Below are 13,485 nucleotides of genomic sequence, written 5' to 3' on the forward strand. Positions count from 1 at the left end.
AAAGCCTGAAACTGACATGGGATATTATGGTATTACCCCGTGTGATAGGCGCTGAGGGCGGTTTTCGCCAGCCATCGCCGTACATTTGCCTGAGTTGAGCTGCCATGAGCGAGCTGGATCGTTATCTGCAAGCCGCCACCCGCGACAACACCCGTCGCAGCTATCGGGCGGCCATCGAGCATTTCGAAGTGCAGTGGGGCGGTTTCCTTCCGGCTACGGCCGAAAGCGTGGCCCGCTACCTGGCCGCCTATGCCGGTGAGCTGTCGATCAATACCCTGCGGTTGCGCCTGTCGGCCCTGGCCCAGTGGCACAGCAGCCAGGGCTTTGCCGACCCGACCAAGGCACCGGTGGTGCGCCAGGTGTTCAAGGGCATCCGTGCGCTGCACCCGGTACAGGAAAAACAGGCGCAACCCTTGGAGCTGCAGCACCTGGAACAGGTTGTCGCCTGGCTAGATGAGGAGGTGGCGAGAGCCACAGCTGAACAGCGCCAGGGGGATCTCTTGCGTGCCCGGCGTGATCGGGCGCTGATCTTGCTGGGCTTCTGGCGCGGCTTTCGCAGTGATGAGCTGTGCCGCTTGCAGATCGAGCATGTGCAAGCGGTGGCCGGGTCGGGCATCAGCCTCTACCTGCCCCGCAGCAAGAGCGACCGTGACAACCTTGGGCGGACCTTTCACACCCCGGCCTTGCTGCGCCTGTGCCCGGTGCAGGCCTATATCGAGTGGATCAACAGCGCGGCGCTGGTGCGCGGGCCGGTGTTTCGCGGCATCAACCGCTGGGGGCGCCTGAGCGAGCAGGGGTTGCATGCCAATAGCGTGATCGCGTTGCTGCGCCAAGCCCTGGAGCGTGCCGGTATCGCTGGCGAACACTACACCAGCCATTCCCTGCGCCGGGGCTTCGCCACCTGGGCGCACCGCAGCGGTTGGGATCTGAAATCAATGATGAGCTATGTCGGCTGGAAGGACATGCAGTCCGCCATGCGCTACGTCGAGGCCAACCCGTTCATGGGCATGGCGCGCATCGGCGAGAAGCCGGTACAGCAGTAGATTAAGGTTTCTTCTATTAATACTGTTGGCTGATAGTCAAAACCAATCGGCAGCATCAGGTTTGCCAATGAGCCAAGGGGCGATTCATTGGTTAGGATTCTCCCCATCAAGTTTTCACCCAATGTTCTCAACCACTGATGGAGAGTCAACGATGCCTATCATCAACAGCCAAGTTAAACCCTTCAAAGCTACCGCATTCAAAAACGGCGCATTCGTCGAAGTGTCGGACGCCGATCTGAAAGGCAAATGGTCTGTCGTGTTCTTCTACCCGGCTGACTTCACCTTCGTGTGCCCAACCGAGCTGGAAGACCTGGCCGACAACTACGCCGAGTTCCAAAAGCTGGGCGTCGAGATCTACAGCGTTTCCACCGACACCCACTTCGCCCACGCTGCCTGGCACAACACTTCGCCAGCCATCGGCAAGATCCAGTACACCATGATCGGCGACCCGACCCTGGCCATCTCCCGCAACTTCGATGTGCTGATCGAAGAAGCCGGTCTGGCTGACCGCGGCACCTTCGTGATCAACCCTGAAGGCCAGATCAAGATCGTTGAAATCAACGACGGCGGTGTAGGCCGTGACGCTTCCGAGCTGCTGCGCAAGATCAAGGCCGCTCAGTACGTCGCTGCTCACCCAGGCGAAGTCTGCCCAGCCAAGTGGAAAGAAGGCGAGGCCACCCTGGCTCCGTCCCTGGACCTGGTCGGCAAGATCTAAGTCCATGCATTACCCAAGGGCGGTGATCCGCACTTAAGTCAGCTGCACCGCCCTCAAACAACGCCCGGGCGAGATTCGCTCGGGCGTTGTTTTTTCTACCGAATCAAAACAGGAGATCGCCCGTATGTTGGACGCCAATCTTAAAGCTCAGTTGAAGTCTTACCTGGAACGGGTCACCCAGCCGATCGAGATCGTAGCCTCCCTCGACGACGGTGCGAAATCCCAGGAAATGCTCGCGTTACTCAAAGACATTGTCAGTCTGTCCAACCAGATTACCTTGCTCGATAACGGCAGCGACGCGCGCAAGCCTTCGTTCTCGTTGAATCGCCCGGGAAGTGATATCAGCTTGCGTTTCGCCGGTATTCCCATGGGCCACGAATTCACTTCCCTGGTGCTGGCCCTGCTGCAAGTAGGTGGCCATCCATCCAAGGCCAGTGCCGAGGTGATCGAGCAGATCCGCTCGCTCAAGGGCGAGTTCAATTTCGAAACCTACTTCTCGCTGTCCTGCCAGAACTGCCCGGACGTGGTCCAGGCGCTGAACCTGATGGCGGTGCTCAACCCCAACATCCGTCACGTGGCCATCGATGGCGCGTTGTTCCAGGCCGAAGTCGATGAACGCAAGGTCATGGCGGTGCCCAGTGTCTACCTCAATGGCGTGAACTTCGGCCAGGGGCGCATGGGGCTGGAGGAAATCCTCGCCAAGCTCGACACCGGTGCGGTGGAGAAGCAGGCGCAGAAACTCAACGCCAAGGAGGCCTTCGACGTGCTGGTGGTCGGCGGTGGTCCAGCGGGTGCTTCGGCAGCCATCTATGCCGCTCGCAAAGGCATCCGTACCGGTGTGGCTGCCGAGCGTTTCGGTGGCCAGGTGCTGGACACCATGGCGATCGAGAACTTCATCTCGGTGCAGGCAACTGAAGGGCCGAAGCTGGCCGCCGCCCTGGAAGAGCACGTCAAGCAGTACGACGTCGACATCATGAACCTGCAGCGGGCCAGTGCCCTGGTGCCGGCCAAGGAAGTCGGCGGCTTGCACGAGATCCAGTTCGAAAGCGGCGCCAGCCTCAAGGCCAAGTCGGTGATCCTGGCTACCGGTGCCCGCTGGCGCGAGATGGGCGTGCCGGGTGAGCAGGAATACAAGGCCAAGGGCGTGTGCTTCTGCCCGCACTGCGACGGCCCGCTGTTCAAGGGCAAGCGTGTGGCGGTGATTGGCGGCGGCAACTCCGGTGTCGAAGCGGCCATCGACCTGGCGGGTATCGTCAGCCACGTGACCCTGCTGGAGTTCGACAGCAAGCTGCGGGCGGATGCGGTGTTGCAGCGCAAGCTCTTAAGCCTGCCCAACGTCAAAGTCATCACCAGCGCCTTGACCAGCGAAGTGAAGGGTGACGGCCAGAAGGTCACCGGCCTGGCCTACAAGGACCGTGATTCGGGCGAGTTCCACACGGTGGACCTGGAAGGCATCTTTGTGCAGATCGGCCTGTTGCCCAACACCGATTGGCTCAAGGGCACCGTCGAGCTGTCGCCTCGTGGCGAGATCATCGTCGATGCCCGCGGCGAGACTTCGCTGCCTGGGGTATTTGCTGCAGGTGACGTCACCACGGTGCCCTACAAGCAGATCGTGATAGCCGTGGGCGAGGGCGCCAAGGCTTCCCTCAGTGCATTCGATCACTTGATCCGTACCTCAGCACCGGCTTGATCGGTCGCTTAGAAAAACAAAACCCCATGAGCCTGGCTCATGGGGTTTTTTATTGCTGTGCCGGCAGGCACCGGCTTGTCGCTGAAGTGGCCGCTGGGTCTTGCGCCGCCCTTGAGAAAGGAAGTGCTGACAATCCAGCTTCTACACAGGCCGGCTTCGCACCTGCATAGGTTTACAGCGGTGCTGGCTGGATGATCTCGACCCAGTAGCCGTCCGGGTCCTTGATGAAGGCCAGGCTTTTCATCCGGCCATCGTTCAGGCGCTTCTGGAAATCGCAGCCCAGGGCTTCGAAGCGCTCGCAGGCGGCGACGATGTCCGGCACCGAGATACAGATGTGGCCGAAGCCGCGCGGGTCGCTGTTGCCGTTGTGGTAGGCGAAGGCTGGATCGTTCTCGGTGCCGTGGTTGTGGGTCAGTTCGAGAATGCCGGGAATCGACTTCATCCACTCGGTTCGTGCGCCAGCGTCTGCCGGGATCTGTGCCTTGTCCACCAGGGCCAGGAAGTACAGGCTGAACTCGGCTTCAGGGAAGTCGCGTTTTTCCACCAGGGAAAAGCCCAGGACCCGGGTGTAGAAGTCCAGGGAGCGAGTGATGTCCTTGACGCGCAACATGGTGTGGTTGAACACGAAACGGGCAGTGGCCGCATCCGGTTGGGCGGTCACGCCGGGAAAGGTATTGAGTTCGTTGAGGCTCATGGGCCCTCCAGAAGAAAGTGCGGCCAAGACTGCTTGCCGGGGCAAGCAGCCTTGGCTGGCAATGGTTCGGACATCCTTGGGATCGGGCAATGATACGCAAGTGGGTCGGCTGGCGCCAAACCCAAAGCTCCTGATCTATTGCCCATTCCTGGCGCCGGGCTCAGACTTCCAGGCCCCTTTACCTCAGTGTGCAAACGCATGATCGAGTCTTTTAAGTTCCGCGCCGCAGCTCTGTTGCTACTGGCGCTGGCCGGTGTTGCAGAGGCCGAGCCGCAAGTGACCTGGCCCCAGGGCTGGACGGTGGAACCGCTGCCGGCCCAAGAAGGCGAAGAGGCCGCCAAGGTGTCCCGGCAGAGAGCGGTCAAGAGCGATACCGCTGGCAATCCACTCATGGTCATGGAGTTGACCATGACTCAGGTGGACAGTGGGCATGTAGTCAATCTGCAGGGGGTATTGCTGGAGATGCGCAAGTCGGTGCAAAAGGACTTTGCCCAGGGCGGTTATCAGAGTGTCTGTAACAAGATTCATGCCGCGCAGTTGAGTCGTCTCGAGGCGCTGGAGACTACTTGCACCATTACCCAGAATGGCCGGCATGTGCTCTCGCAAACATTGGTGGCGGCACTGAATGGGGATAAGGCTTATGTACTTTCATACGCTGGCCAGGCTGCGGCTTTTGCCGAGAGCCAGGATGAAATACTCGCTGTACGAAACGGCCTTAAACTTTAAGGAAAAATCTGAACCAATCGGTTCGCTTTCTGCGGGTTACCCGTTCGTTAGCGAAAAGGCATTAAGCCTGAAGTTGCTTGGGAATCAGACGTTATTGCACGATGTATCAGCTAGGGAGAGGGGTGGGATCTCGCTCGGCTCTTCCCTTAGATGCAAGTCGTAATAAGAATTTTCTTATTCAATGTAAAAGGCCCTACATATGCAGGGCCTTTTTCGGGGTGCGGCTTTGTTCAAGCGCGCAGCCAGGAATCCACAGTGGCGGCACCGTACTGTTCTTTCCAGGCCTTCAGGCCGCGGTGATTGCCGCCTTTGGTTTCGATCAGTTCGCCGGTGTGCGGGTTCTGGTAGACCTTGACCACGCGGGCACGGCGCTGCTTGGGGGCGTTGGCCTGTGGCAGGCCGGCCTTGCCCTGGTTGGGATCAAGGATGGCGATGATGTCACGCAGGCTCTTGTCGTAGGACTTCATCAGGGCCTGGAGCTTTTCTTCGAACTCGATTTCCTTCTTGAGTCCGGCGTCGTTTTTCAGGGATTCAAGCTGCGCGAGCTGTTCTTGAAGTGCTTTTTCTGCAGCACGAAACTCAGCAAGTCTGGACAATATCTTCACTCCAATAGTCTATTTGGCTGATACAAACCACAAACAAAGCTATAAGCCATGAGCCGATTAAGGCTCGATTAAGTGGCCTACCTGTGAATCTTGTACAGGCGGGAAAAATTGTAGTAGTTAATGCATCAAGAGTAAATCAGGTTGTTCTTGTCAAATGCGAAATTGATCAATTGATTCAAATTGGTGCAAGCCCCGAGTTGTTAGATCCAGCACTTTTTGTTCGGGTATGGCTATTTAATGGCGCGCCAGGGCTGCAACAAATTCGGCACTGGGCATGGGCCGTCCGAATAAATAACCTTGCAGGAAATCCACCCCTTTAGCTGCTAGATAATCCCGCTGTTCTGCAGTTTCAATACCTTCGGCGACAATGCCCAGATCGAGTTTGGCCGAGAGTTCGATAATGCTGTCGAGTATATGCAGGGACAGTGCGTCGGCACCGATCATGGCGACGAAACTCTGATCGATCTTCAAATAATCCACATTGAACTGGCGCAGATAACCCAGGCTGGAATGCCCGGTACCGAAGTCGTCGATGGCGATCATCACACCCAGTTCGTGCAGGGCGGCAAATAGCTGGTGGGTGGTGGTCGTGGGCTCGATCAGTTCGCGTTCGGTCAACTCCAGCACCAGGATCACCTTGCCTGGGGGGAAGCCGGCGAGGAACTCCCGGCAGTCCTCCAGCAACTGCAGGTCGTGGCAATGGCTGGCGGTGATGTTGATACCTATATGGAAGCCGTCGGTAAAGTGCGCGGCATGGGGCGCCAGGGCTTGTTGGGTCTGCTGCATCAGCGAGCGGGTCATGGGCACGATCAGCCCCGAATGCTCGGCGAAGGGGATGAACAGGTCCGGGCGCACCAGCCCCTCTTTCGGATGCTGCCAGCGCATCAGGACTTCGATGCCGGCCCACGCCAGGGTGTCCCCGCGCACCACCGGCTGAAAGTACGGAATGAACTCCTGGGCCCCCAGTGCCCGTTGCAGCTCGTGGGTGGGGGAGGCGGAGCGCTTTTGCAGCCAGTGGGCAAGTACGCCCGCCGCCGCGCCGAAAAACACCAGCAGGCTGAACAGCGCCGGGTACTGGCTCTTCATGTAGCTCCACACGTCGCCCTCGGGAAACCCCGAGCTGACGCTGTAGGGATAGCGCGATGAGCTCAGTTGCTGGCTGGCCACGGCCGCCAGTGGCGGGCTGCCCTCGTGGACACGGCCGTCGCTGGACAGCCAATGCCCGCCGACCTGCAATTGCAGGTCGGCGAAGCGGCTGATCAGGCGCAGGGCATTGGTCAGGTGATAGCCGTCGATGGTGGCCAGGGCGGCGCGATCGCCCTCGCTCCAGCGATAGACCAGCAGGGCCGTATCGGGGGTGACAGGGTTGCCGCTCATCAGCCAGAGGCGGCCGTCCACGTAGTCCAGGGGGTTGAGCGGGACTGCGAAACTGCCGAGCAGGGAGCTGCAATAGTTGTTGTTGCGCCACACCAGGTTGGTCGAGCGCACGAACGGCCGGCGGGTGACCTGTTCGCGCAGGGCCAGTTGCCGGACTTCATCACAATCGCGGCCCACCTGGGGCAGCAGCGCCCTGGCGGCGATGTCGGTGTTATCGAGCATCAGGTCGAACTGGCGGATGGCCTCTTCGGCGGTTTCCAGGCTGCTGTGCATCAGTGTTCGTTCGGCCTGGGCGTAGAGGATGAGGGCGCCGAGCCCGATGGGAAGAAGCATGGCCAGCAATGTCCAGAAGGTACGGGTAGAGCGCTTCAATGGACCTTTGGCGGTCAGGGGCATGGATCGGACCTGTGGGCGGGCGAGGGGGAGGATGGCACCGGGGGGCATGGCCCCTGCGGCTGTCTTGATCATCGCAGGATAGCCGGCTTTTACCGGCGATAAAGGCGCTGCGCGTGCTGGATGAAGGCCAGGGCCGCCGGCGACGCCTGGCGTCGGTCGAGCACCGCGATCCCCACTTGGCGGCGCACGGCAGGCTCCAGGGGGCGGCTGGTGTAGCGCGAGTCCGCGGCCTGGGGCAGGGACAACTCGGCAACGATGCTCAAGGCATCGCCGCGGGCCACGGTTTCCAGGGTGCTCAGCAGTTGGGTGCTGCGGTAGCGGATATTGGGCCGCAGGCCGGCACCGATGAACAGGCGTGACACCAGCTCCGCCGAGCCGGCTTCGGTGAGCACGAAGGGGTCATGGCACAGTTGGTCCAGGCGCAGTTGCGCTTCACTGGCCAGGGCGTGGCTGGCTGGAATCAATGCCAGCAACTGGTCCTCGACCACAGGCACGGTGTCGAAGCGCTCCTGGGGCAACACCACGAAGCCCAGGTCCACCCGTCGTTCTTCCAGCCATTGCAGGACCTGGCGATCGGGGCCTTCGTCGATATGCACTTCGATGTCCGGATATTCGCGGCGGTAGTCGTGAAGAATCCGGGGCAGGAGGCGGATCGACGAGGTGGGGCCGAACGAGCCGATGCGCAAGGTGCCGCGCTTCATGCCCCGGGCATCCGCGGCTTCCTGGGCCAGGGTCGCCGCCAGGCCGAGCATGGCCCGGGCGCGCAGCAGCAACTGGGTGCCGATGTCGGTGAGTTCGACCTGGGCCTGGTGCCGGCGAAACAGGTCCACCTGCAGCTCCTGCTCCAGTGACTTGATGGCATGAGACACCGCCGACTGGGTGATGCCCAGGCGCGTGGCGGCGCTGGTAAAGCCCTGGAGTTCGGCCACCAGGGAAAAGATCTCCAGCTGGGTCAGGGTCATGAGTAAAAGCTCATTTTACGATGATCAAGCATTAGACAAAAAATGGTCGTGCAGTACAAACCCATTGCCTCAGAGCGTCTTGACCATGAGTGAAAGCAATATCAGCGGCCCCCTCGCGGGCGAATACCGGGACCTGGCGGTGTATGGCCGCCTGGCGACAGTCACCATGATCTGGGGCGGCACCTTCGTTGCCGGGCGCTACCTGGCCGGCGGGCTCTCGCCCTTGCTGGCCGCCAGCCTGCGGTTCCTGCTGGCCAGCCTGGCCTTGCTCGGCTTCATGGCCGTGGCGCGCATTCCCCTGGTGCGGCCCAGCCTCAGGCAGTTCGGCCAACTGGCACTATTGGGGTTCTTCGGGATCTTCTTCTACAACCTGTGTTTCTTCCTCGGCCTGGAGCAGGTCAAGGCTTCTCGGGCATCGTTGATCGTGGCCCTGAACCCGGCAGTGATTGCCCTGGCGTCCTGGGCGCTGTTCAAGGAGCGCCTGGGCCGGCGCAAGCTGTTGGGCATTGCCCTGTGCCTCTGTGGCGCGGCCCTGGTGATCTGCAGCCGTGACCCTTCGGCCCTGGCGGCGCAGGCCGGGAGCTGGCAAGGCGACCTGCTGATTCTTGGCTGCGTGCTGGGCTGGGGCGTGTACTCGCTGTTCTCCAGGGGGCTGAACCACAGCCTGGGCTCATTGCAAACCGTGACCTGCTCGATCCTCCTGGGCACCCTGATGCTCTGCGCCGCCACCCTGATCCGTGGCGAGTTCGACCTGCAGGCGGTGGCTCGCCTGAACCTGGCCCAGGGCTTGAGCCTGTTGTACCTGGGCGTGCTGGGTTCGGCGCTGGCCTATATCTGGTATTACGACGGCTTGCGGCGGATCGGTGCCACCCGTTGCGGTGTATTCATCGCCCTCAATCCGCTGACGGCGGTGATCCTCGGCGCGCTCGTGCTGGGAGAACAGTTGAGCCCGGTGATGGGGTTGGGCGGGGCGCTGATTCTCGGCGGTATCTACCAGTGCAACAAACCCCTTGCGGGCGGGGCAAAAAAGGCGATTTTATAGAGAATGCGGACAAAGGCTTTTACGCTGTGTAGAATCCGGTTACGCATACAATAATAAAGTCTTCTGGCAGCAGAAGCCTCGCCCCCCAGCCTGTAAGACAGGGTCGAAATGAAGATTCTCGGGTTTCAACTGATCTATGGTGACTTCCTCGCCCGCAGCGTGCGCGGTATCTCCTGTGCGCCACCGTCCCTCCTCAGCATTGCTAGCAACTAACGATCCGTTAATTCTAAAAATATGATGAGGCGCCAACCATGGCAGATATCTTCGAAAACCCAATGGGCCTGATGGGCTTTGAATTCATCGAATTCGCATCGCCTACCCCCAACACCCTCGAACCGATCTTCGAGATCATGGGTTTCACCAAAGTCGCGACCCATCGTTCCAAAGACGTGCATCTGTATCGCCAGGGTGCGATCAACCTGATCCTCAACAACGAACCCCACAGCGTCGCTTCCTACTTCGCGGCCGAGCACGGCCCGTCGGTGTGCGGCATGGCGTTCCGGGTCAAGGATTCGCAAAAGGCCTACAACCGCGCCCTGGAACTGGGCGCCCAGCCGATTCACATTGAAACCGGCCCGATGGAACTGAACCTGCCGGCGATCAAGGGCATTGGCGGCGCGCCGCTGTACCTGATCGACCGTTTCGGCGAGGGCAGTTCGATCTACGACATCGACTTCGTGTTCCTCGAAGGCGTGGACCGCAACCCCAAGGGCGCGGGCCTGAAGATCATCGACCACCTGACCCACAACGTGTACCGCGGGCGCATGGCCTATTGGGCCGGCTTCTACGAGAAGCTGTTCAACTTCCGCGAGATCCGCTACTTCGACATCAAGGGCGAGTACACCGGCCTGACTTCCAAGGCCATGACCGCTCCGGATGGCATGATCCGCATCCCGCTGAACGAGGAATCGTCCAAGGGCGCCGGGCAGATCGAGGAGTTCCTGATGCAGTTCAATGGCGAGGGCATCCAGCACGTGGCCTTCCTCACCGACGACCTGGTCAAGACCTGGGACGCCCTGAAGAAGATCGGCATGCGCTTCATGACCGCGCCACCGGACACTTACTACGAAATGCTCGAAGGGCGCCTGCCGAACCACGGCGAGCCGGTCAACGAGCTGCAATCGCGGGGCATCCTGCTGGACGGTTCTTCGGAAGCCGGCGACAAGCGCCTGCTGCTGCAGATCTTCTCGGAAACCCTGATGGGCCCGGTGTTCTTCGAATTCATCCAGCGCAAGGGCGACGATGGCTTCGGCGAGGGCAACTTCAAGGCACTGTTCGAATCGATCGAACGCGACCAGGTGCGTCGTGGCGTACTCGCCACCGAGTAAGCCCCGGCACGCTTGAGTCCAAGGCCCGATCAGGAGGTTTCTGGTCGGGCTTTATTTTGCCTGTCGGTTGGCGATTGTGAATGTGTTAATGTTTCGCCCCCGATTCCCAGCCCCTGACCGACGCCTCGATGAACACACCCAGACCTTCCCTGACCTTGACCCTGTTGCAGGCCCGTGAGGCCGCCATGGCGTTTTTCCGTCCCTCGCTGAACCAGCACGACCTGACCGAACAGCAATGGCGGGTGATCCGCATCCTGCGCCAGAACGGCGAGCTGGAGAGCCATCAGCTGGCGAAGATGGCCTGCATCCTGCCGCCGAGCATGACCGGCGTGCTGACCCGCCTGGAGCGCGACCAGTACGTCAGCCGGCGCAAGTCTCCGGAAGACCAGCGCCGCCTGTTCATCACCCTGACCGACAAGGGCCAGGCCTGTTTCGAATCCATGAGCGGCGACATGGAAATCAACTACCAGAAGATCCAGCAGCAGTTCGGCGAAGACAAGATGCAAGCCTTGCTGGCCCTGCTCAACGAACTGAAGCAGATCAAGCCCTGAGCCCGTACTGCAGGCCTTGATGCACGCGAGATACCCCCGCAGCCGGGCTCAGCCCCGGCGCTGGCGCAGCAGATGGCGCACGCCTTCGAGCACCAGGACCAGCACCGCCAGCCAGATCGGCACGTAGGTCAGCCATTCCCCGGCCTTGATGCTTTCCCCCAGCAGCAGCGCCACCAACAGCAGCAGTACCGGTTCCACATAGCTGAGCAGGCCGAACAGGCTGAAGGCCAGCAAGCGGCTGGCAATGATGTAGCACACCAGCGCCGAGGCACTGATCACCCCCAGCACGGGAATCAGCAGGTACAGCCAGGGTTGGGCCGCGACCACGGCAATGCCCTGTTCGCCGCTCTGCACCACCCACAGCGCCACCGGCATCAGCAGGGCCATGTCCACCCACAGGCCGCCCAGGTGGTCGGTGCCCAGGCGCTTGCGCAAGACGAAATACAGCGGGTAGCCCAGGGCCACCACCAGGGTCGCCCAGGAAAAGCTGCCCACCTGGTACAGCTCGTTGAGCACGCCGATGCAGGCCAGCACCGCTGCCAGCTTCTGCAGCCGCGACAGACGTTCGCCATAGACGATGCGTCCGGTCAGGACCATGGTCAGCGGCAGCAGGAAATAGCCCTGGGATACATCCAGGCTGTGGCCGTTGAGCGGTGCCCACATGAACAGCCAGAGCTGCACCCCGACCAGCGCCGACGACAGCAGCAGCGCCGGGCCCAGCACGGGCTTGCTGCGTACCCGTCGCAGCACCTCGTCGACCCGATGCCATTCACCGGCCAGCAGCATGAACAGGGTCATGCAGGGCAGGGTCAGCAACATCCGCCAGCCGAAGATCTCCACCCCGGTCAGGGGCGCCAGCAGCGAGGTGTAGAAATACATGACGGCAAACAGCACCGACGCCAGAACCGATAACGCAATACCTTTAGACACGCAGTCCTCGTAGAACCCGAACGCTCGGGATGCACAAAAAGAAGGGGAGAGTGGAGCGAGGGGGAATATAGAGGGTTTGCCCCGGGATTTTTGCTCTGTTTGCGACACCCCGGCGGGAAAATTTCTCGTTTGTGGCGCGGCCCGGCCTTCCAGGGAAAGGCCGGACTGCGATGGCCGCTGGGTTTGCGCGGCCAGGGCCCGTGTTTAGCCCAGGTGCGCAAAACGTCCGGAGACAAAATGGCCGACATCATTGAAGCCGGGTGTCGAGGCGTGCCCCGGGGTCACCAGCGCGTCGATGAAGGCTTCGTCCTCAGGGCTGATCTTCACCTCCAGGGCCCGGGTGTAGGCGTCCCACTGGGCTTCAGTGCGCGGGCCGACAATGGCCGAGCTCACCGCCTGGTTGTTCAGTACCCAGGCAATGGCGAACTCGACGATCCCGGCCCCGCGCCCCTGGGCGTATTCCTGGATCTGCTGGGCGATGCGCAGGGATTCGACCCGCCATTCGGTCTCCAGGATGCGCTTGTCCTGGCGCCCGGCGCGGCTGGCGGCGTCCGGGGTGACGTCCGGCGCATACTTGCCGCTGAGCACACCACGGGCCAGGGGGCTGTAGGGCACCACGCCCAGGCCATAGGCGCGGGCGGCGGTGATCTGCTCGCCCTCGGCCTGGCGGTTGACGATGTTGTACAGCGGCTGGCTGATCACCGGGCGGTCCACCCCCAGCTGGTCGGCGACTCGAATCGCCTCGGCAATCCGCCAGCCGCGATAATTGGACAGGCCCCAGTAGCGGATCTTGCCCTGGCGCAACAGGTCGCCGATGGCCGAGATGCTCACCTCCAGAGGCGTGTTGTGGTCTTCGCGGTGCAGGTAGTAGATGTCCAGGTAATCGGTGCCCAGGCGGGTCAGGCTGGCCTCGATGCCGTTGAAGATGTGCTTGCGGCTCAGGCCGCTGCGGTTGGGCACGCCGTCCACCGGACCGAAGCCGACCTTGGACGCCAGCACCCACTCATGGCGGTGGCTGGCAATGGCTTCGCCGACGATCTCCTCGGAGCGGCCCTGGGTATAGACGTCGGCGGTGTCGATGAAGTTGATCCCCTGGTCCCAGGCCTTGTCGATGATACGCAGCGAGTCTTCGGTACTGGTCTGCTCGCCGAACATCATGGTGCCCAGGGTCAGGCTGGAAACCTTGAGACCGGAATGGCCGAGGATGCGATAGCTCATGGGCGGAATCCTTGTGCTAGAGGGCTGGCCAGGGCATTTCCGGCCATTGGGGCGACCATCAAATACCACAACCCCGGGCCTCTGCAATGCCTGAATGGCGCCTCCTTGCCGGCATAGGTGCCCGTGAGGTCGCCTTCGCTGGCAAGCCAGCTCCTGCAAGGAGGTTCCGTAGGAGCCGGCTTGCCGGCGAACCGCGCAACGGCCAGCC

The 13,485-nt window shown here is 61.4% G+C and carries 13 protein-coding genes; 7 read left to right on the forward strand and 6 right to left on the reverse strand.

Annotated features, from left to right (window positions below):
* Positions 1–104 precede the first annotated feature (104 nt).
* The 3 genes from F6S12_RS19210 (at position 105) to ahpF (ending at position 3,448) form a co-directional block, all read left to right on the forward strand.
* A complete protein-coding gene (locus tag F6S12_RS19210) occupies positions 105–1,043 on the forward strand; it encodes a site-specific integrase (RefSeq protein ID WP_152686251.1) in 939 nt (312 codons plus the stop codon).
* Positions 1,044–1,194: 151 nt separating this feature from the next.
* Positions 1,195–1,758 carry an alkyl hydroperoxide reductase subunit C gene (gene ahpC, locus F6S12_RS19215; RefSeq protein ID WP_011061677.1) on the forward strand — a complete coding sequence of 188 codons (564 nt, stop codon included), beginning with the start codon at positions 1,195–1,197 and terminating at the stop codon, positions 1,756–1,758.
* 124 nt (positions 1,759–1,882) lie between these two features.
* Positions 1,883–3,448, forward strand: coding sequence for an alkyl hydroperoxide reductase subunit F (gene ahpF / locus F6S12_RS19220; protein WP_315869216.1), 1,566 nt, complete (start codon positions 1,883–1,885; stop codon positions 3,446–3,448).
* A gap of 172 nt (positions 3,449–3,620) precedes the next feature.
* Here ahpF and gloA read toward each other — a convergent pair whose 3' ends face one another.
* Entirely contained in the window at positions 3,621–4,142 is a 522-nt protein-coding gene (gloA, locus tag F6S12_RS19225; protein WP_011061675.1) for a lactoylglutathione lyase, read from the reverse strand.
* Positions 4,143–4,340: 198 nt separating this feature from the next.
* On the opposite strand from gloA, the gene F6S12_RS19230 reads away from it, so the two are divergent.
* Positions 4,341–4,868: a DUF4946 domain-containing protein gene (locus F6S12_RS19230; protein ID WP_015635885.1), complete on the forward strand. Its 528-nt coding sequence runs from the start codon at positions 4,341–4,343 to the stop codon at positions 4,866–4,868.
* A gap of 230 nt (positions 4,869–5,098) precedes the next feature.
* On the opposite strand, the gene F6S12_RS19235 is transcribed toward F6S12_RS19230, so the two are convergent.
* From F6S12_RS19235 to F6S12_RS19245, 3 genes are all read right to left on the reverse strand, one after another.
* Positions 5,099–5,464 (reverse strand): histone-like nucleoid-structuring protein, MvaT/MvaU family, encoded by a 366-nt coding sequence (locus tag F6S12_RS19235; RefSeq protein WP_015635884.1) that lies wholly within the window; start codon positions 5,462–5,464, stop codon positions 5,099–5,101.
* Positions 5,465–5,707: 243 nt separating this feature from the next.
* The gene (locus F6S12_RS19240) at positions 5,708–7,246 is read right to left on the reverse strand and encodes an EAL domain-containing protein (RefSeq protein ID WP_053158937.1); all 1,539 of its coding nucleotides are present in this window, start codon (positions 7,244–7,246) and stop codon (positions 5,708–5,710) included.
* 89 nt (positions 7,247–7,335) lie between these two features.
* Positions 7,336–8,208 (reverse strand): LysR family transcriptional regulator, encoded by an 873-nt coding sequence (locus tag F6S12_RS19245; protein ID WP_125062400.1) that lies wholly within the window; start codon positions 8,206–8,208, stop codon positions 7,336–7,338.
* Positions 8,209–8,293: 85 nt separating this feature from the next.
* On the opposite strand from F6S12_RS19245, the gene F6S12_RS19250 reads away from it, so the two are divergent.
* From F6S12_RS19250 to hpaR, 3 genes are all read left to right on the forward strand, one after another.
* Positions 8,294–9,250, forward strand: coding sequence for a DMT family transporter (locus tag F6S12_RS19250; protein WP_011061670.1), 957 nt, complete (start codon positions 8,294–8,296; stop codon positions 9,248–9,250).
* 251 nt (positions 9,251–9,501) lie between these two features.
* Positions 9,502–10,578, forward strand: coding sequence for a 4-hydroxyphenylpyruvate dioxygenase (hppD, locus tag F6S12_RS19255; RefSeq protein WP_011061669.1), 1,077 nt, complete (start codon positions 9,502–9,504; stop codon positions 10,576–10,578).
* 128 nt (positions 10,579–10,706) lie between these two features.
* Positions 10,707–11,129: a homoprotocatechuate degradation operon regulator HpaR gene (gene hpaR, locus F6S12_RS19260; RefSeq protein WP_011061668.1), complete on the forward strand. Its 423-nt coding sequence runs from the start codon at positions 10,707–10,709 to the stop codon at positions 11,127–11,129.
* A gap of 48 nt (positions 11,130–11,177) precedes the next feature.
* Here hpaR and rarD read toward each other — a convergent pair whose 3' ends face one another.
* Positions 11,178–12,059 (reverse strand): EamA family transporter RarD, encoded by an 882-nt coding sequence (gene rarD, locus F6S12_RS19265; RefSeq protein WP_015635880.1) that lies wholly within the window; start codon positions 12,057–12,059, stop codon positions 11,178–11,180.
* A 204-nt stretch (positions 12,060–12,263) separates the two neighbouring features.
* A complete protein-coding gene (locus F6S12_RS19270; protein ID WP_315869217.1) occupies positions 12,264–13,277 on the reverse strand; it encodes an aldo/keto reductase in 1,014 nt (337 codons plus the stop codon).
* Between the last annotated feature and the right edge of the window lie 208 nt (positions 13,278–13,485).

Origin of the sequence: Pseudomonas sp. JV245A (assembly GCF_032424515.1) — a bacterium.
GTDB classification, from domain to species: domain Bacteria; phylum Pseudomonadota; class Gammaproteobacteria; order Pseudomonadales; family Pseudomonadaceae; genus Aquipseudomonas; species Aquipseudomonas protegens.

Excerpts from the sequence above, each read along its gene's own strand:
- hppD (WP_011061669.1), top strand. The coding sequence starts at position 9,502 with ATGGCAGATATCTTCGAAAACCCAATGGGCCTGATGGGCTTTGAATTC.
- F6S12_RS19210 (WP_152686251.1), top strand. The coding sequence starts at position 105 with ATGAGCGAGCTGGATCGTTATCTGCAAGCCGCCACCCGCGACAACACC.
- F6S12_RS19250 (WP_011061670.1), top strand. The coding sequence starts at position 8,294 with ATGAGTGAAAGCAATATCAGCGGCCCCCTCGCGGGCGAATACCGGGAC.
- F6S12_RS19240 (WP_053158937.1), bottom strand. The coding sequence starts at position 7,246 with ATGCCCCTGACCGCCAAAGGTCCATTGAAGCGCTCTACCCGTACCTTC.
- F6S12_RS19270 (WP_315869217.1), bottom strand. The coding sequence starts at position 13,277 with ATGAGCTATCGCATCCTCGGCCATTCCGGTCTCAAGGTTTCCAGCCTG.
- ahpC (WP_011061677.1), top strand. The coding sequence starts at position 1,195 with ATGCCTATCATCAACAGCCAAGTTAAACCCTTCAAAGCTACCGCATTC.
- F6S12_RS19230 (WP_015635885.1), top strand. The coding sequence starts at position 4,341 with ATGATCGAGTCTTTTAAGTTCCGCGCCGCAGCTCTGTTGCTACTGGCG.
- hpaR (WP_011061668.1), top strand. The coding sequence starts at position 10,707 with ATGAACACACCCAGACCTTCCCTGACCTTGACCCTGTTGCAGGCCCGT.
- ahpF (WP_315869216.1), top strand. The coding sequence starts at position 1,883 with ATGTTGGACGCCAATCTTAAAGCTCAGTTGAAGTCTTACCTGGAACGG.
- gloA (WP_011061675.1), bottom strand. The coding sequence starts at position 4,142 with ATGAGCCTCAACGAACTCAATACCTTTCCCGGCGTGACCGCCCAACCG.
- F6S12_RS19245 (WP_125062400.1), bottom strand. The coding sequence starts at position 8,208 with ATGACCCTGACCCAGCTGGAGATCTTTTCCCTGGTGGCCGAACTCCAG.